The organism is Metabacillus sp. 22489 (assembly GCF_052044855.1).
Classification (GTDB): Bacteria; Bacillota; Bacilli; order Bacillales; family Bacillaceae; genus Metabacillus; species Metabacillus niabensis.
The window spans coordinates 26,298-44,927 of the sequence record NZ_JBQENT010000046.1 but is presented as its reverse complement, the minus strand read 5'-3'; the positions used below and the strand labels follow the sequence as shown (position 1 = coordinate 44,927).

Genomic DNA, 18,630 nt, shown 5'->3' with positions numbered 1-18,630 from the left:
AGAAGTTTCAAGCGTTTTAGAGCAAAGATTTTATTAACACATAAGTATAAAAAAGTGGGTGTTCATGTTGGATAAGGGAGAAGTAAGATTTACTTCACCCCAACATTTGACGTTGAACCTTTATTTTGAGTAATTTTTCATCATGGCCTTTATGATGAAGATTTTGTAAGAGAACTTTTTTGAAAAGAATATGTCTGCTACATTATCCCAGTATATGTTTACAACATATTACACAAAATGAAATTGTGTTAAAAATATTGCAGACAAAAGGTGAAGCAAAGATGGATGGAAGAAAGAAGCTCGATTTGTTAGCAGTATCATCTGTTCCACTTGTAATGACTTTAGGAAATTCTATGCTAATCCCTGTTCTACCTCAAATCGCTAAAAAACTAAATATTAGTGCATTTCAAGTTTCGTTAATCATTACAGTTTACTCGATAGTGGCGATTGTATTAATACCAATTGCAGGATATTTATCTGATCGATATGGTAGAAAAATGATAATGGTTCCGTGCTTAATCATTGCAGGCTTAGGTGGAGCGGTATGTGGTTGGGCTTCTTTAACACTAGATGACCCATTCCTATTCATTATAATTGGGAGAATATTACAAGGGGTTGGTTCTGCTGGTGCTTTTCCTGTTGTAATTCCTTTAGTTGGGGATATGTTTAAGGATGATGACGAGGTCACTGCAGGGTTAGGTATGACAGAAACAGCAAATACTGCGGGAAAAGTCTTGAGTCCCATAATTGGAGCCACATTAGCATCATTTATATGGTATCTTCCATTTTGGTTTATTCCTTTTTTTAGTTTAATAAGTGTTATTTTAGTATTTTTCCTTGTGAAAGTACCGAAAAAGAAAAAGGAAAATAAACAGACATTTAAAGAATTTACAATTAGTATAAAAGTGGTTTTTAAAAATAATGGCAAGTGGCTTTTTGCGGTTTTTATGGTCGGTTGTATCATTATGTTTGTTTTATTTGGCATATTATTTTATTTATCAGATATGCTTGAGACGCGATACGAAATTAATGGCATTCAAAAGGGGCTAGTTCTAGCTATACCTTTATTGGCTCTTTCAGTAAGTTCCTTTGTTGCTGGTAAGAAAATTGGTGAAAGTAAAAGTGTGATGAAGGCTGTGACCGTAGTAGGTATGGGCTTAGTAACAATATCGTTTATTGCATTAAGAGTACAACATTCCCTTTATTATTTAATCGCATTTTTAGTAATAACCGGTATTGGAATTGGCATGACGTTGCCAAGTCTTGACGCAATCATTACAAAAGGAATCAAAAAGGAGCAAAGAGGCACAATCACATCTATCTATAGTTCAATGCGTTTTATTGGAGTAGCTCTTGGACCACCGATCTATTCTTATATAATGGCTAAAAATGAACACCTTGTTTATTACTTTTCTGGTGGTATAAGTCTTTTGGCTGTAGTAATTGTTTTACTTTTTATAAGACCAAAAAAGGATCCGCAAAAAGAATCAAAATCAAATCGTATGCCTAAACTTGCGTAAATTGGACATGAGGTGTCTCTTCAATAGGGAAAGCTTTCCTTAAGAGGTACCTCATGTATTTATTTGTTTGAATATAGAAGGTTTTTTATAGAAAGAATAGAAGTAGAAAAAGGTATATTATTTTCTAATGTATTCACGTATTGATATAATTACAGGATATACAAGAAAATAAGCGATTCAAAAAGGAGGGTATCCATGTCTTATATTAATGAAGAAACAACAGAGATAAATGGATTGTCATTACATACAATCCCAACGACAAAATTTAAAACGAATACAATTGTGTTAAAATTACTTTCCCCACTTAATGAGAAAGATGTTACATATCGAGCTTTACTTCCATATGTTCTTCAAAGAGGGACAGAGAGCTTTCAAACAAGTACAAGTTTAAGGCAGCATTTAGATGAATTATACGGTGCAACACTTTTTGTTGATTTATCTAAAAAAGGTGAAAACCATGTCATTTCCTTTCGGATGGAAATTGCAAATGAAAAATTTTTATCTAATCAAACACCGTTATTGGAAAAGGGATTAGAGCTGCTAGCTGAAATCGTATTAAAGCCAGTTCTTGATGGAGAAGCATTTAAAGAGGACGTTGTCACACAAGAAAAACGAACATTAAAACAACGTATCCAATCAGTGTTTGACGATAAAATGAGGTACTCAAATTTACGATTAGTTCAAGAAATGTGTAAAGGCGAGCCTTATGCTCTACACGTTAATGGGGAAAAAGATGATGTCGACAAAATTACAGCGAAATCACTTTATGAATACTACCAGTCAGTGCTTAAAACAGACAAAATCGATTTATATGTTGTTGGAGATATCGAGCAGCAGGAGGTAGAAAGCTACGTTAAAAAATATTTTGATTTCGAAAATTCACACCAACAAATAACGCCAACTATAAACAAGCAGGAAGTACAAGAAAATGAAGTAATTGAGAAGCAGGATGTAAAGCAAGGAAAATTAAATATCGGGTATCGTACAAATAGTACATATCGTGATAACGATTACTATGCTCTACAACTTTTCAATGGTATATTTGGCGGTTTTTCTCATTCTAAATTGTTTATTAATGTTCGTGAGAAAGCAAGCTTGGCCTATTATGCTGCTTCAAGAATTGAGAGCCATAAAGGACTCTTGATGGTCATGTCCGGAATCGAGGAAAAAAATTATGAGCAAGCGGTTTCGATTATTAAGGAACAAATGAACGCAATGAAAAAGGGTGATTTTTCAGACCAAGAAATTGAGCAAACGAAAGCTGTCATTCGAAATCAACTACTGGAAACAATCGATACTCCATATGGATTAGTTGAAATCGTTTATCATAATGTGATTGCTCAAATAAATCGTTCATATGATGACTATTTAAATGGAATTGCAAAAGTTACGAAAGACGAAATTGTAAAGGTAGCAGAAAAAATTGAGTTAGATACAATTTACTTCTTAAAAGGAATGGGGGAGAATGCATGACAAATCCTATTCGCTTTGACCAGTTACAAGAAGAGCTCTACTATGAAAAGATGGAAAATGGGTTAGATGTCTATGTATTACCTAAAAAAGGATTTAATAAAACGTACGCAACGTTTACAACGAAATATGGATCAATTGATAATCGCTTTGTCCCATTAAACAAAGATAAGATGGAAACAGTTCCTGATGGAATTGCCCATTTTCTTGAGCACAAGCTTTTCGAAAAAGAGGATGGAGATGTTTTTCAACAATTTAGTAAACAGGGTGCCTCTGCAAACGCATTTACATCGTTTACAAGAACCGCCTACTTATTTTCGAGTACAAGTAATGTAGAGCAAAACCTTGAAACATTGATCGATTTTGTACAATCACCATATTTTTCTGAAAAGACGGTGGAAAAAGAAAAAGGAATTATTGGTCAAGAGATTAATATGTATGATGACAATCCTGATTGGCGTCTATATTTTGGATTAATCCAAAACCTATATCAAAATCATCCAGTACGAATAGATATCGCGGGAACAATCGAGTCGATTGCGAAAATAACGAAGGATTCTTTATATGAGTGCTACCATACATTTTATCATCCGAGCAATATGCTGTTGTTTATTGTCGGAGCTGTTGAGCCAGAAGCAATTTTAAAGCAAGTAAGAGAGAATCAGCAGAAAAAAGATTTTACTCCACAATCTGAAATAAAGAGAGAATTTCCTAATGAGCCTGCTGAGGTACACAAAAAAATTGAAAAATTGAAAATGAATGTTCAAAGCTCAAAATGCTTAGTTGGATTGAAGGCGAAAAATCCTAATAGAAAAGGAAAAGATTTATTAAAATACGAGCTATCAATGAACATTATTTTAGATATGTTATTTAGTAAAAGCTCAAAACATTATGAAGAGTTATATAGCCAAGGATTAATAGATGATACCTTTAGCTATGATTACACAGAAGAGAGCGGCTTCGGATTTGCTATGATTGGCGGGGACACGGATAACCCAGATGAATTAGCAAATAAAATTCAACAGATCTTACTTAATGCAAAAAATAATGGCTTTGATTTTACATCCTTTACAGCAGCTAAAAATAAAAAAATTGGTGCTTTTTTAAGAGCAATTAACTCACCTGAATATATTGCTAATCAGTTTACACGATATGCATTTAATGACATGAATTTATTTGATGTTGTGCCAATGCTAGAATCACTAACTGAAGAGGATGTTACGAAGACTTTAAATGAAGCAGTTGAAGAAAATTTATTTACAGTATGCCAAGTAATACCTAAATAATATGAAATGATTATAAGAGGGTGGCTCAAGAGCAACGGTTTTAGACCCCTCAAACACAAAATATAGGTTCGTCTACTATATATCGGTGTTTGTTGAAGGTGTCAGACCCTTCCTGAGTCACCCTCTTCTTAGGGAGAGAGTAGAGGTAATAATGGAAAAGTATGCTTTAGTTACAGGTGCAAGCGGTGGAATTGGTAAAGCAATAACATTAAAGCTTATAGAGGATGGTTATCATGTCTATGCACATTATCATCAAAACGAGCAGGAAGTCCAATATTTAATTGATTCCATTTCTGATGCTAAGCAAATGATTATACCGATTCAGGCTGATTTAGCAAATAGCACTGGTGTCGATCATCTTGTTCAATCAATGAAAATGCCTATTGAATTATTAGTAATAAATAGTGGGATTAGCTTTTACGGTCTAATGACCGATATGAGTGAGGAGGAGATGAAGCAAATGATTGCCATTCATCTTACAAGTCCTTTTAAACTTACGCAAAAAATCATCCCATCTATGATTAGGAAAAAGTCTGGGAATATCATTGTCATTTCTTCAATTTGGGGAATTACTGGTGCTTCTTGTGAAGTTTTATATTCAATGGTAAAAGGAGGACAAAACTCCTTTGTAAAGGCGTTAGCGAAGGAGCTTGCTCCAAGTCAAATTCGTGTCAACGCGATTGCGCCAGGAGCAATTGAAACAAAAATGCTTTCAAATTTTACATCTGAAGAGCTAAATGAGTTAAAAGAGGAGATACCTCTTGGACGATTAGGCCATCCTGATGAGGTAGCGGATGCAGTTTCATTTCTTGCCTCTAAACAATCCTCATACATAACTGGACAAGTTCTTTCCGTAAATGGTGGTTGGGTATAAATCACATGGACAAAGGAGTCTCATTCTTTAAAAATATAGCATGTTTTTTGAATTTATAAGGAATAATTGTTTAGTGGGTAAGGAACAATAAAGCATGTAACAATTATAAAGGAGGTACTCCTATGTCTGTATTAGAAAATTGGGATGAGTGGAAAAATTTCCTTGGTGACCGTTTACATCATGCACAAAATGAAGGTATGAATGATCAGGTTATCAATAATTTAGCGTTTGAAGTTGGTGACTACTTAGCTAAACAGGTCGACCCAAAAAACACTCAAGAACGTGTCCTTGCAGATCTTTGGAGTGTTGCAAATGAACAAGAGCAAAAGGCAATCGCAAATATGATGGTTAAACTTGTTCAAAATAACGGATCACAACAGTAAAAAAGAGAGGAGCTAATCCTCTCTTTTTTACTATATCATTTCCTTAGTAGTTGTCATCCTAAATGTTAAGAATATCCGATTTTAAATTGAGGAAAGCCTTATTTTAAAGTCTTCTATTATAATTTATTAATATTCTCGAAATGTTCATTCATAATTCTTTCCTCTTTTGGTAAAATCATATATGATATGTAATAGTGGTTGAAAAAAGGAGGGACTTATTTTATGCCATATGAATGGTATTTTGAATATCAAATTCAAAAAAACCGTCCCGGGCTTCTAGGTGATATTTCATCTTTACTAGGAATGCTATCGATTAATATTATAACGATAAATGGTGTTGATGATTCCAGGCGGGGGCTTTTGCTAAAATGTGAAAGCAATGATCAAGTAAGACGCCTTGAATCAATTCTAAAAACGATGGATAATATAACGGTAACAAAGCTAAGAGTTCCAAAATTAAGGGATCGACTAGCCGTTCGCCATGGCAGATACATACAAAGAGATGCAGATGATAAAAAAACTTTCCGTTTTGTTCGAGATGAACTTGGACTACTTGTTGATTTTATGGCAGAATTATATAAACAAGAAGGACATAAATTAATTGGCATTAGAGGTATGCCAAGGGTTGGAAAAACAGAATCAATTGTCGCTTCAAGCGTCTGCGCTAATAAAAAGTGGCTATTTGTTTCCTCCACTCTATTAAAGCAAACGATTCGCAGCCAATTAATTGCAGAGGAATATCACGAAGATAATGTATACATTATCGATGGAATTGTCTCAACTAGAAGAGGTACTGAGCAGCATCTCCAATTAGTTAGAGAAATTATGAGGCTTTCAGCAACAAAGGTTGTTGAACATCCTGATATTTTTGTGCAAAATACGGAATATACAATTGACGATTTTGATTATATAATTGAAATTCGGAATGAACCTGATGAAGAGATCACATATAAGGATGTCGAAGAGCCACAAATGTCGTTTGATTCATCAAGTTTTTCAGGATTTGACTTTTAGTTATGGGGTGTTACGGTTGAGTGAATTAGGAAATCGACTGAAACAAGCAAGAGAGGAAAAAAACATTAGCTTAGATGACCTTCAAAATATGACGAAAATTCAGAAGCGTTATCTTTTAGCGTTAGAAGAAGGAAATTATTCAATCATTCCAGGGAAATTTTATGTTAGAGCTTTTATTAAGCAATACGCGGAAGCTGTTGATATAAATCCAGATTCGATATTTGAGGACTTTAAAAATGAGGTTCCAAGTACGAGCAATGATGAGATCCCTGAACAATTATCGAGAGTGAAAACTCATAGGGAATTACCAAAATCAGCATCTAAATTTTTGGATCTTTTCCCAAAAATATTAACGGTCGTTGTCATTATTGCAATTGCAGTTGGGCTATGGGTTTGGAGGCAAAATGCTGCCGAAAATAATACAGATGCAAAACAGGAATCCATTACAGACCAAAGCGAGACCGAATATACAAATAATGTTGAAAATACACCAGCAAACGATAATCAAGCTGCAGAAGAAGAGCCAGCTGTAGATGAAAATGATTCTACAAATGCTGAAGAGGTAACTCCAGAAGAGGAAACACCAAAACAAGCAATAACAGTTAAGGAGTCCAGTGGATCTTCTACAGTTTATGAACTTACTGGTACTGACAAGTTTGAACTTGAAGTTATTGCGAAAAGTAAATCATGGGTAAGTATAAAAAATGATAAAGGTAAAACGTTTATTGGTAAAGTGATTTCTGAAGGTGAATCTGAAGTAGGAGATTATACGGCTGAATCTGAAATTACTGTAAGAGTAGGTAATATTCCAGGTACTGATTTAAAAGTTAATGGTGAACTGATTAAGTATGAGGATGCGAAAAGCTCTCCGCAAAATATTACGATTGTCTTTAAAAAAGAGTAGGACTGACACAAGTATTGTTCTTGTACACCAATCTTGATTGATAAGTTGAGATTGGTGTACGATCTTTGTGTCGTCCTTTTCTTTATCCTACTAAAGAAGGAATTTCTAGCTTTTAAATACATAATTACTTGCAGAAATTTGATTTATGACAGAACTATTTTATAATTTATGAAATTGTATACACAACAACGGAGGAATTAGAAGATGAATTTACCTAATAAAATTACAATCTCAAGAATTTGTTTAATCCCAGTGTTCATGATTATTATGTTAGCCCCATTTAATTGGGGAGTGTTAACTTTTGGCAATGAATCGATCCAAGTCACACACTTAGTTGGGGCAATTCTTTTTATCGTAGCGTCGACAACTGATTGGATTGATGGTTATTATGCACGGAAATTGAATCAAGTGACAAATCTCGGAAAGTTTTTAGATCCATTAGCGGATAAGCTTCTTGTATCAGCAGCATTGATTATTTTAGTTCAGCTTGGTCTTGCACCTTCATGGATGGTTATCTTGATCATTAGTCGAGAGTTTGCAGTTACAGGATTAAGAGCGATTCTTGCTGGTGAAGGTGAAATTGTTGCTGCAAATATGTTAGGGAAAATTAAAACGTGGACGCAAATCATTGCAATAAGCGCGTTATTGCTACATAATTTACCATTTGAATTTATCAATCTTCCATTTGCAGATCTTGCTCTATGGGTAGCAACCTTTTTCACGATTATTTCAGGGTATGACTATTTTATTAAAAATAAGCATGTGTTTGTGAACTCAAAATAAAATTTGTGAAATGGGGATGCGTTAATATGAATACACGTACGGAAATTATTGCAGTTGGTTCCGAGCTATTACTCGGTCAAATCGTCAACAGTAATGCACAATTTTTATCTGAGCAATTAGCTAAAATGGGGATAAATGTCTATTATCACACTGTTGTTGGCGATAATGCTGGCAGACTGAAAGAAGCGATAGAGGTTGCACAAAAACGTTCAAATGTAATCATTTTTACCGGTGGTTTAGGACCGACAAAGGACGACTTAACGAAAGAAACAATTGCTAATGTTTTAGGAAAAGAGCTTGTGTATGATGAAGAAGCATTGGCGAGCATTGAACAATATTTTATTCGAACGAAGCGTACAATGTCTGAAAATAATAAAAAGCAAGCACTTGTTCTTGATGGGGCTCATATATTGAAAAACGATTTTGGTATGGCACCAGGTATGGCAGTTGAAGTAGAGCAAAAGATTTATATGCTATTACCAGGACCTCCAAGTGAAATGAAACCAATGTTTCAAAACTATGGTAGTAAATATTTCATTCAAACTCTCGGTATTCAGGAAAAGATTATTTCAAGAGTATTAAGATATTTTGGAATTGGTGAATCCCAACTTGAAACAGATATTCAAGATATTATTGATGAACAACTGAATCCAACAGTTGCTCCATTAGCTGCTAATGGTGAAGTAACTTTACGCCTGACAGCTAAGCATACTGACGAAATGGTTGCGAATCAAATGCTAGATGAGGTTGAGCAAAAAATTAATCAACGTGTTGGAGAATTTTTCTATGGATATGAGAACACAACACTTGTTGAAGAGCTTTTTAAGCTTTTAATTGGAAAAAACAAAACACTATCAGCAGCTGAGAGCTTAACGGGTGGAATGTTTTCAGAGTACATGACTGGAATTGATGGTGCTTCAAAAGCATTTAAAGGGAGCATTATTACATATACGAATGAAGTGAAAGCAAATATACTTGGTGTATCTGAAAAGACATTAGAAACATATGGAGCCGTAAGCAGTCAATGTGCTAAAGAAATGGCGGACCAGGTAAGGAAAATGGCAAATAGTGATATTGGAGTAAGCTTTACTGGTGTGGCTGGCCCTAATTCCCTTGAGGGACATCCTGTTGGAACAGTTTATATCGGGATTTCAGCAGAAGGAACAGATACTCAAACGTTCAAATTTAATTTCACTGGTACAAGAAACGGAATTAGAATAAGAACGGTAAAATATGGATGCCACCATTTAATTAAACTATTATCAGAAGAATGATATAATTAAACTTTAAAGGCTGTCTTTCTTTTATGAGGCAGCCCTCTTTATTTTTGAGAGAAAATTCATCTGAATTAAAATAAGAAATTTTAATAGAGAAATGGGCAGGTAATCGATTTTTCATTTAATGAAAACAAACTTTTTAAAGAGTTTTCTCTGTAAAAATAATCGAATGAATGTTCGATTTTTTACTTGGCAAATGGTTTAAAAAGCGTTATATTAATTATAGATACGATTAAAGGAGGAAATTTAGTGAGTAACCGTCAAGCTGCGTTAGATATGGCGTTAAAACAAATAGAAAAGCAATTCGGTAAAGGTTCCATCATGAAATTAGGGGAACAAACAGATAGAAGAGTTTCGACTATCCCAAGTGGGTCACTAGCACTTGATGCTGCATTAGGAGTTGGTGGATATCCACGTGGTAGAATTATAGAAATTTATGGTCCTGAAAGTTCAGGTAAAACAACTGTTGCACTACATGCAATTGCAGAGGTGCAAAATCAAGGTGGACAAGCTGCATTTATTGATGCTGAGCATGCTCTAGATCCAGTCTATGCTCAAAAACTAGGTGTTAATATCGATGAACTTTTATTATCACAACCAGATACAGGTGAGCAAGCGCTTGAAATTGCTGAAGCCCTTGTTCGTAGTGGTGCTATCGATATTCTTGTTATTGACTCTGTTGCAGCATTAGTTCCAAAGGCGGAAATCGAGGGGGAAATGGGAGACTCTCACGTTGGTCTTCAAGCTCGATTAATGTCACAAGCATTACGTAAACTATCAGGTGCTATTAATAAATCAAATACAATTGCTATTTTTATTAACCAAATCCGTGAAAAAGTTGGGATTATGTTCGGAAATCCTGAAACAACTCCAGGTGGCCGTGCGTTAAAATTCTATTCAACTGTCCGCTTAGAGGTTCGTCGTGCTGAGACACTTAAACAGGGTAATGATATGGTTGGTAATAAAACGAAAATTAAAGTTGTCAAAAATAAAGTTGCTCCTCCGTTCAAGGTAGCAGAAGTTGACATTATGTATGGTGAAGGGATTTCTAAAGAAGGAGAAATCATTGATTTAGGTTCAGAGCTTGACATCGTACAAAAAAGTGGAGCTTGGTATTCATATAATGAAGAGCGCTTGGGACAAGGAAGAGAAAATGCGAAGCAATTTCTCAAGGAGAATCCAGCAATTCGTCTTGAAATCCAAGAACAAATTCGCAAACATTATGGCTTAGATGATGAAGTAATTCTTGCGAAAGATAGTGAAGCAGTAGATCAAGAAGCATTAGATTTACTAGAAGATTAAAAAAGGGCATTTGGCCCTTTTTTTTTATCATAAATAGGCCGCGTTAAAGTACAAATTGTTGATTTCTTAGCATTAATTTTATTGCATCCCATGAAAAGTTGGTACTGCACGAGGAAATCAACGAAAATAGCAACTTAATAAATAGCAACAAAGTTTAGGAAAACAGCCTTATAGAGATAGCTTTTTTAGTTAGAAAAAAAAGCTATCTAATTCCTATACTATATATAACAAACTATGTGAAGGACATTAGTATATATGGCAATTTTTAGGGGTATAATAAAGATATAATAACCCAATTTATAAAGCAATATAGACCATAGTTCACAAAAAGGTTTATCTGTTTTAGTGCTACCCGCTTGTAAAGCTTATGAAGACATTATTTTCGTCAATTTGACAGGCTTGACAAGAAAAATTCACACATTTACAATTAAGATGTATATTTTACAATTTTGTAGAATGTTGATTGAAGCATTTTGAAAGCAAAAATGTTGGTACTTGAATTTGTCTTCTTAAATAATAGTTCATAAGACGTAAAGTTCAACATGATACGAAAGCTTTGAGCTGTATGTTGACAACTTATAATTGAACAATGTACATGCCGACACTTTAATCTAGAAAAAACAAGTTCATAGCAAGAGGAGGTGTAATGATGGAAGTTGTATCAATACTCATCTCCATTTTGCTTGGCCTAATCGTCGGTGCAGTTGTTGGCTATTTTGTTCGTAAATCAATTGCTGAAGCAAAAATTGCAGGTGCAAACCATGCAGCTGAGCAGATTCTTGAAGACGCAAAGCGTGATGCGGAAGCAACGAAAAAAGAAGCACTTCTTGAAGCGAAAGATGAAATTCACAAGTTGCGAACAGATGCAGAAAAAGAAGTTCGTGAAAGACGAAATGAGCTTCTGAAACAAGAAAATCGCTTATTACAAAAAGAAGAGAATCTAGACCGAAAAGATGAGTCTTTAGATAAACGTGAAGTTATCCTAGAGAAAAAAGAAGATTCTCTGAATCAAAGACAACAGCATATTGAAGAGATGGAAAGCAAAGTGGACGAGATGGTGCGTAAGCAGCAATCAGAGCTTGAACGCATTTCTAGCCTTACACGAGATGAAGCAAAATCAATCATACTTGAAAAGGTTGAAAATGAGCTCACACATGATATTGCAATCATGATTAAAGACAGTGAAAATCGTGCAAAGGAAGAAGCAGACAAAAAGGCTAAAGAAATCCTGTCACTTGCTATTCAGCGATGTGCAGCAGATCATGTGGCAGAAACAACTGTATCTGTTGTAAATCTCCCAAATGATGAAATGAAGGGTCGTATAATTGGCCGTGAGGGACGGAATATTCGTACACTTGAAACATTAACAGGAATCGACTTAATTATCGATGATACTCCTGAAGCTGTTATTTTATCAGGATTTGATCCAATTCGTAGAGAAACAGCAAGATTGGCATTAGACAAGCTTGTTCAGGATGGACGTATACATCCAGCTCGTATTGAAGAAATGGTTGAAAAATCCCGTAGAGAAGTGGATGAATATATTAGAGAAGTTGGAGAGCAAACCACATTTGAAGTGGGTGTTCACGGACTTCATCCTGATTTAATAAAAATCCTTGGTCGACTTAAATTTCGAACAAGCTACGGTCAAAACGTGTTGAAGCATTCAATGGAAGTTTCTTTCTTAGCGGGACTAATGGCATCGGAACTTGGAGAAGATGTATTATTAGCGAAACGAGCAGGTCTCCTTCATGATATTGGTAAAGCAATTGACCATGAAGTAGAAGGAAGCCATGTTGAGATTGGTGTTGAGCTTGCTACAAAATACAAGGAACATCCAGTCGTAATTAATAGTATTGCTTCACATCACGGAGACACAGAACCAACGTCTATTATTGCTGTAATCGTTGCAGCAGCAGATGCATTATCAGCTGCAAGACCTGGTGCACGTAGTGAAACATTAGAAAATTATATACGTCGCCTTGAAAAGCTCGAGGAAATCTCTGAATCTTATGAAGGTGTTGAAAAGTCATTTGCTATCCAAGCAGGACGTGAAGTCCGAATTATTGTAAAACCTGATAGCATTGATGATTTACAAGCACACCGCTTGGCACGTGACATCCGAAAAAGAATTGAAGAAGAGCTCGATTATCCTGGTCATATTAAAGTTACGGTTATTCGTGAAACAAGAGCAGTTGAATATGCAAAATAAAGTGGGGCAGAAATGCGCCACTTTATTTTTTTGTAAAACTATGTGAGAATAAATAAGCAAAGAAGTAAAAGACGAAATACAAAGATGAATTAATTGCAAAGAATTGAGGAAATGAAAATGAAAATATTGTTTGTGGGAGATGTTTTTGGTTCACCAGGCCGTCAAATGGTAAAGGAATATCTACCAAAGTTAAAAACAAAATATAATCCGCATGTTGTCATCGTTAATGGCGAAAATGCAGCACACGGTAAAGGGATTACTGAAAAAATCTATCAACAATTTATTGATAGTGGTGCACATGTTATAACGATGGGAAATCATACTTGGGATAATCGAGAAATATTTGAATTTATTGATCGCGCACATCAAATGATACGACCTGCAAACTTTCCAGAAGATAATCCGGGTAAAGGGATGACATTTGTTACGATCGCAGGTAAAGAAGTGGCGGTCATTAATTTGCAAGGGCGTGCCTTTTTACCTCCAACAGATTGTCCATTTAAAAAAGCTGACGAATTAATTAAAGAAGCTAAAAAGCGAACATCCATAATTTTTGTTGATTTTCATGGAGAGGCAACAAGTGAAAAACAAGCGATGGGATGGTATTTAGATGGTAGAGTGTCAGCTGTAGTTGGTACACATACACATGTTCAAACAGCAGACGAACGAATTCTTGACAAAGGAACAGCTTATATTTCTGATGTCGGAATGACAGGACCTTACGATGGTATTTTAGGGGTAAACCGTGAAATGATTATGAAAAGGTTTTTAACAAATCTACCAGTAAGACATGATGTAGCAGATGGTCGCACACAGCTAAGCGCTGTCGTAATTGATATTGATGATAAAACGGGTAAGGCCAAGAAAATTGAACGAATTCTTATTAATGATGATCACATGTTTTTTGAGTAAAAAGAAAGATGCATTTCTTTCTTAAATTTCATGCCTTTAATTGCTATTTTACAATTTATTTATTAATACTTTTTCTAGAATATTATCGTTTTTATAAACATGTAAAGGTTATTGGAGCATAAGTTCAAAATTTCTACTGGTTGCGTAGGATAGGTGAGACGTAAGCAGGTGCTTAAACCAAAAAGACTCTCCACCAAGCACAGTAAGAGGAAATCAACCATAACGAATTAATAAAGGCGACAAGGTTTACGAAAAATGCATGAGTCTTATGTGTAGAAAACCAAACTTCAGAGATGAATCGTAAAAGTTTGCAAATTTGCTAAATGTTTATTTACAGAAAGCAAACATTTAATAAGGCTGTTTTCTTAAATAAAATGAATCCAAGCAGGAATACTTTCTATTTCTAGTGAATATAGTATCAATGGATGAATATCTAATACCGTTTAGAAAGGATACAGGGGAGGCCTTTTTAAACGAATGATGCCAAAGCTGTTCTAATGAACACTCAAGGATTCATTGAAAATTAAGGGGGAGCTAGAAATGGAAATATTAAAGGTTTCAGCAAAATCTAATCCTAATTCTGTAGCCGGTGCATTAGCTGGTGTTTTAAGAGAGCGTGGTGCTGCAGAAATTCAAGCGATAGGAGCAGGTGCTCTTAATCAGGCCGTTAAAGCTGTAGCGATTGCTAGGGGCTTTGTAGCGCCGAGTGGTGTCGATTTAATTTGTATACCAGCATTTACAGATATTCAAATAGATGGTGAGGAACGGACAGCAATTAAACTAATTGTTGAGCCTAGATAACAATAAGTCAGAGAATATCATTAAGGGTTTGACTCAATTTATGAGTCAAACCCTTAATTTTTGAAAGGAGTTTCGTAGAAATGAGAGTATTTGATGCCCATTGTGATATGTTATTAAAACTTTGGAGAAACCCTTGCATAAATGTAGAAAATGATAAAGACTTACATGTTTCCATTTCAAGGCTTAAATCCAAGGAAAAGCCTGTACAATGTTTTGCGATATTTGTACCAGAGGAAATACCATTTCATCAGCGACTTCAAGTGGCGGAAGCACAAATAGCGCTATTTTATCAGAAAATCCTAAGGAATTATCCTGAGATAAAATTAATAAAGAGTAAAAAGGATATGGAGCAATTAGCTGATCATGAGATTGGTGCAATATTAACGTTAGAAGGCTGTGATGCGATCGGTGATAGGCTTGAGCAGTTAGAAATTTTCTATCAATTAGGGGTAAGGTCAGTCGGGCTAACTTGGAATTATGCTAATCTTGTTGCAGATGGTGCGTATGAAACACGAAATGGTGGTCTAACGGTTTTTGGGAAAAAAGTAATCAACTATCTTAATCAAAAAAGATTATGGACTGATTTATCACATACTTGTGAATCGAGTTTTTGGGAAGCGTTAGATATTGCACGGTTTCCAATTGCATCACATTCAAATGTTTTTAATTTATGTCCACATGTTCGGAATCTTAAAGATGAGCAAATAATCGGGTTGTTTAAGAAAAACGGTATGATCGGATTAAGCTTTGTCCCATATTTTACGACAAGTGGTATAGCAAAAATAACGGATCTATTAAAACATATTGATTATCTATGTGCGCTTGGAGGAGAGAATCATATTGGTTTTGGGTCAGATTTTGATGGTATTGATGAAACGATTATTGGCCTAGAAAATTATTCTTGCTATGACAATTTAATCAATCAGTTACTTACTCATTACTCTCATAGCTTGGTAGAAAAATTCCTATTTCAAAATTTTTACGATCATATTTCCTTTTGATTCTAATATATGGCCTTAGAATCAATGAAAACAGAAAAATAATCGTAAATAATCATCTCACATAAATTGCTTTAGCAAAAAATGAAAATGCCTTAAGTATGGAACTCTATATTCTTCGACATTTTTATTAGAAATACTTGTAATTTTGTTAAGTAGGGTCTACAATTAAAACGTTTAGTTTTAAATCCGATCAATTTACTCAGTTTAAGTAAATAATATTTTTCTAGATTTATAAAACTTATAAAATTGTATCTATTGAACTTTAGAGGGGTGTAAGAACATGATAAGTCAACTTTCATGGAAAGTTGGAGGGCAACAAGGAGAGGGCATCGAAAGTACTGGTGAAGTATTCTCAATTGCCTTAAACCGACTAGGTTATTACTTATATGGATATCGGCATTTTTCTTCACGTATTAAGGGCGGGCATACGAATAATAAAATCCGTGTCAGCACATCTGAAGTCCGTTCTATTTCGGATGATTTAGATATATTAGTTGCCTTTGACCAGGAAACAATTGATGTAAACTTTCATGAGCTTCGCAATGGTGGGATCGTACTAGCGGATTCAAAGTTTAATCCAACAATTCCTGAGAATGTAAACGTTACATTATATTCTGTTCCGTTTACAGCAATCGCTACTGAATTAGGAACATCTTTAATGAAAAATATGGTGGCAATTGGAGCAACAAGTGCAATTCTCAATATCAATCCTAATGGTTATCATGAAGTTGTACAGGATACATATGGCCGAAAAGGGGAAAAAATTGTCGAAAAAAATATGGAAGCAATCAAAAAAGGTGCGGAATATTTAAAAGATGTATTAGGATTTGATCGAACAGATATGTATCTTGAAAAGGCAGATGGGCAAAAAAGAATGTTCATGATTGGGAATGATGCGATTGCATTAGGCGCAATAGCAGCTGGTTCTCGGTTTATGGCTGCATATCCAATAACACCTGCATCTGAAATTATGGAATATTTAATTAAAAAGCTTCCGAAATTTGGTGGAGTTGTTATTCAAACAGAAGATGAAATTGCCGCATGTACGATGGCTATTGGAGCCAATTATGCAGGAGCACGTACCTTTACTGCATCCGCTGGTCCTGGCTTATCACTTATGATGGAAGCGATCGGCTTATCGGGAATAACGGAACAGCCGCTTGTGATCGTCGACACACAAAGGGGAGGACCTAGCACAGGCTTACCAACAAAGCAGGAGCAGTCTGATCTAATGGCTATGATTTATGGTACACATGGTGAAATTCCAAAAGTGGTCATGGCACCAAGTACAGTTCAAGAGGCATTTTATGATATAATTGAAGCTTTCAATATTGCTGAAGAGTACCAAGTACCGGTTATTCTCTTAACTGATTTACAGCTTTCACTAGGAAAACAAACTGTTGAGCCGTTAGATTATCATAAAATCAACATTCGCCGTGGAAAGCTGCTTACGGATGACTTACCAGAGCTTGAAAATAAGGCATACTTCAAACGTTTTAAAGTAACTGAAGATGGTGTCTCACCTCGTGTTCTTCCTGGTACGAAAAATGGGATTCATCATGTTACTGGTGTAGAGCATGATGAGACAGGAAAGCCTTCAGAGGTAGCAATAAATCGGATTGAGCAAATGGATAAACGTTTAAGGAAGTTAGCAAACATAACCTTTAACACTCCAGTTCATAAAAGGATTTATCATGATCACCCAGATATCTTATTCGTTGGCTTTATTTCAACACGAGGAACAATTGAAGAGGCAATGGAGAGATTAGAGAATGATGGTATAGCAGTAAATCATGCACATATTCGCTTAATTCATCCATTTCCAACAGAAGAGCTGCTTCCATTAGTTGAGGCAGCAAAAAAAGTTATTGTTGTTGAGAATAATGCAACAGGGCAATTAGCGAATCTTTTAAAAATGAATATCGGTTATGCAAATAAAATTGCTTCGTTATTAAAATACGATGGAAATCCTTTTCTTCCTCATGAAATCTACACACGTAGTAAGGAGTTGATCTAAATGGCAGTAACATTTAAAGATTTCCGAAATAATGTAAAACCAAATTGGTGTCCAGGCTGTGGTGATTTCTCGGTTCAAGCTGCCATTCAACGAGCTGCTGCCAATATAGGCTTACAGCCCGAACAATTAGCTGTTGTTTCTGGAATTGGCTGTTCTGGTCGAATTTCTGGATATATTAACTCCTATGGTTTTCATGGCATTCACGGGCGGTCATTGCCAATTGCGCAAGGTGTAAAGATGGCAAATCGAGACTTAACCGTCATTGCTTCAGGAGGGGACGGAGACGGATTTGCGATTGGGATGGGACATACGATCCACGCTATTCGTCGAAACATTGATATTACGTATATTGTGATGGATAATCAAATATATGGTTTAACGAAAGGACAAACATCACCTCGAAGTGAAGCGGGTTTTATTACAAAAAGTACACCTGAGGGGTCAATTGAATCCTCCTTATCAATTATGGAAATGGCATTATCTGCAGGTGCTACATTTGTTGCCCAAAGCTTTTCAACTGATTTAAAGGATTTAACAGCATTAATAGAAGCTGGTATTCAACATAAAGGGTTTTCACTAATAAATGTATTTAGCCCATGTGTGACATATAATAAAGTAAATACCTATGATTGGTTTAAAGAAAATTTAACTAAGCTAGCAGATGTTGAAGGCTATGATCCACATAATAAAGAACTTGCAATGCAAACGTTAATGAAGCATAACAGTCTTGTTACAGGATTAATTTACCAAAATAACACGCAAAAATCTTATCAGGAGTTAATTAAAGGCTATAGTGAAGTACCGTTATCTAAAACGGATTTAGCTATCGAGGAGGAAGAATTTAATCAATTAATTGCCGAATTTATGTAAGGTT

Annotated in this window: 16 protein-coding genes; all 16 read left to right on the top strand. The window is 35.2% G+C overall.

Translation table 11 applies throughout. The features are described from left to right. Positions 1 to 281 precede the first annotated feature (281 nt). Positions 282 to 1,520 (top strand): MFS transporter, encoded by a 1,239-nt coding sequence (locus ACTJJ9_RS21310; protein WP_145582990.1) that lies wholly within the window; start codon positions 282 to 284, stop codon positions 1,518 to 1,520. A 195-nt stretch (positions 1,521 to 1,715) separates the two neighbouring features. Beyond that, entirely contained in the window at positions 1,716 to 2,993 is a 1,278-nt protein-coding gene (gene yfmF / locus ACTJJ9_RS21305; protein ID WP_145582988.1) for an EF-P 5-aminopentanol modification-associated protein YfmF, read from the top strand. Then, complete coding sequence (yfmH, locus tag ACTJJ9_RS21300) at positions 2,990 to 4,276, top strand: EF-P 5-aminopentanol modification-associated protein YfmH (RefSeq protein ID WP_145582985.1); 1,287 nt, start codon at positions 2,990 to 2,992, stop codon at positions 4,274 to 4,276. Before yfmF ends, yfmH begins: the two co-directional genes overlap by 4 nt. 151 nt (positions 4,277 to 4,427) lie before the next feature. Further along, positions 4,428 to 5,150, top strand: a complete 723-nt coding sequence (ymfI, locus tag ACTJJ9_RS21295; protein WP_145582983.1) for an elongation factor P 5-aminopentanone reductase — start codon at positions 4,428 to 4,430, stop codon at positions 5,148 to 5,150. Between the two features lie 122 nt (positions 5,151 to 5,272). Beyond that, positions 5,273 to 5,533, top strand: a complete 261-nt coding sequence (locus ACTJJ9_RS21290) for a DUF3243 domain-containing protein (RefSeq protein WP_095297683.1) — start codon at positions 5,273 to 5,275, stop codon at positions 5,531 to 5,533. A gap of 222 nt (positions 5,534 to 5,755) precedes the next feature. Continuing rightward, positions 5,756 to 6,547 carry a DUF3388 domain-containing protein gene (locus tag ACTJJ9_RS21285; RefSeq protein ID WP_095297681.1) on the top strand — a complete coding sequence of 264 codons (792 nt, stop codon included), beginning with the start codon at positions 5,756 to 5,758 and terminating at the stop codon, positions 6,545 to 6,547. Between the two features lie 16 nt (positions 6,548 to 6,563). After that, on the top strand, positions 6,564 to 7,451 hold the full coding sequence (locus tag ACTJJ9_RS21280) for a helix-turn-helix domain-containing protein (RefSeq protein WP_186324246.1): 888 nt from the start codon (positions 6,564 to 6,566) through the stop codon (positions 7,449 to 7,451). Between the two features lie 204 nt (positions 7,452 to 7,655). Then, the gene (gene pgsA, locus ACTJJ9_RS21275) at positions 7,656 to 8,234 is read left to right on the top strand and encodes a CDP-diacylglycerol--glycerol-3-phosphate 3-phosphatidyltransferase (protein WP_095297677.1); all 579 of its coding nucleotides are present in this window, start codon (positions 7,656 to 7,658) and stop codon (positions 8,232 to 8,234) included. A 26-nt stretch (positions 8,235 to 8,260) separates the two neighbouring features. Next, the gene (locus tag ACTJJ9_RS21270; RefSeq protein ID WP_145582979.1) at positions 8,261 to 9,508 is read left to right on the top strand and encodes a competence/damage-inducible protein A; all 1,248 of its coding nucleotides are present in this window, start codon (positions 8,261 to 8,263) and stop codon (positions 9,506 to 9,508) included. A 252-nt stretch (positions 9,509 to 9,760) separates the two neighbouring features. Next, entirely contained in the window at positions 9,761 to 10,813 is a 1,053-nt protein-coding gene (gene recA, locus ACTJJ9_RS21265; RefSeq protein WP_095297673.1) for a recombinase RecA, read from the top strand. Between the two features lie 649 nt (positions 10,814 to 11,462). Further along, the gene (gene rny / locus ACTJJ9_RS21260) at positions 11,463 to 13,025 is read left to right on the top strand and encodes a ribonuclease Y (protein WP_440768862.1); all 1,563 of its coding nucleotides are present in this window, start codon (positions 11,463 to 11,465) and stop codon (positions 13,023 to 13,025) included. A 117-nt stretch (positions 13,026 to 13,142) separates the two neighbouring features. After that, the gene (locus ACTJJ9_RS21255) at positions 13,143 to 13,937 is read left to right on the top strand and encodes a TIGR00282 family metallophosphoesterase (protein ID WP_145582974.1); all 795 of its coding nucleotides are present in this window, start codon (positions 13,143 to 13,145) and stop codon (positions 13,935 to 13,937) included. A 540-nt stretch (positions 13,938 to 14,477) separates the two neighbouring features. Continuing rightward, positions 14,478 to 14,738: a stage V sporulation protein SpoVS gene (spoVS, locus tag ACTJJ9_RS21250; protein ID WP_003181955.1), complete on the top strand. Its 261-nt coding sequence runs from the start codon at positions 14,478 to 14,480 to the stop codon at positions 14,736 to 14,738. Positions 14,739 to 14,818: 80 nt separating this feature from the next. Then, positions 14,819 to 15,739, top strand: coding sequence for a dipeptidase (locus tag ACTJJ9_RS21245; RefSeq protein WP_145582972.1), 921 nt, complete (start codon positions 14,819 to 14,821; stop codon positions 15,737 to 15,739). Positions 15,740 to 16,019: 280 nt separating this feature from the next. Next, a complete protein-coding gene (locus ACTJJ9_RS21240) occupies positions 16,020 to 17,756 on the top strand; it encodes a 2-oxoacid:acceptor oxidoreductase subunit alpha (protein ID WP_145582970.1) in 1,737 nt (578 codons plus the stop codon). Further along, a complete protein-coding gene (locus ACTJJ9_RS21235) occupies positions 17,757 to 18,626 on the top strand; it encodes a 2-oxoacid:ferredoxin oxidoreductase subunit beta (protein ID WP_145582968.1) in 870 nt (289 codons plus the stop codon). Positions 18,627 to 18,630: the final 4 nt, after the last annotated feature.

Bases quoted from the DNA above. Each gene is read 5' to 3' on its own strand.
- ACTJJ9_RS21235 (WP_145582968.1), top strand. From the start codon at position 17,757: ATGGCAGTAACATTTAAAGATTTCCGAAATAATGTAAAACCAAATTGG.
- spoVS (WP_003181955.1), top strand. From the start codon at position 14,478: ATGGAAATATTAAAGGTTTCAGCAAAATCTAATCCTAATTCTGTAGCC.
- ACTJJ9_RS21285 (WP_095297681.1), top strand. From the start codon at position 5,756: ATGCCATATGAATGGTATTTTGAATATCAAATTCAAAAAAACCGTCCC.
- yfmF (WP_145582988.1), top strand. From the start codon at position 1,716: ATGTCTTATATTAATGAAGAAACAACAGAGATAAATGGATTGTCATTA.
- ACTJJ9_RS21310 (WP_145582990.1), top strand. From the start codon at position 282: ATGGATGGAAGAAAGAAGCTCGATTTGTTAGCAGTATCATCTGTTCCA.
- ACTJJ9_RS21290 (WP_095297683.1), top strand. From the start codon at position 5,273: ATGTCTGTATTAGAAAATTGGGATGAGTGGAAAAATTTCCTTGGTGAC.
- ymfI (WP_145582983.1), top strand. From the start codon at position 4,428: ATGGAAAAGTATGCTTTAGTTACAGGTGCAAGCGGTGGAATTGGTAAA.
- ACTJJ9_RS21255 (WP_145582974.1), top strand. From the start codon at position 13,143: ATGAAAATATTGTTTGTGGGAGATGTTTTTGGTTCACCAGGCCGTCAA.
- ACTJJ9_RS21270 (WP_145582979.1), top strand. From the start codon at position 8,261: ATGAATACACGTACGGAAATTATTGCAGTTGGTTCCGAGCTATTACTC.
- pgsA (WP_095297677.1), top strand. From the start codon at position 7,656: ATGAATTTACCTAATAAAATTACAATCTCAAGAATTTGTTTAATCCCA.
- ACTJJ9_RS21240 (WP_145582970.1), top strand. From the start codon at position 16,020: ATGATAAGTCAACTTTCATGGAAAGTTGGAGGGCAACAAGGAGAGGGC.
- rny (WP_440768862.1), top strand. From the start codon at position 11,463: ATGGAAGTTGTATCAATACTCATCTCCATTTTGCTTGGCCTAATCGTC.
- yfmH (WP_145582985.1), top strand. From the start codon at position 2,990: ATGACAAATCCTATTCGCTTTGACCAGTTACAAGAAGAGCTCTACTAT.
- ACTJJ9_RS21245 (WP_145582972.1), top strand. From the start codon at position 14,819: ATGAGAGTATTTGATGCCCATTGTGATATGTTATTAAAACTTTGGAGA.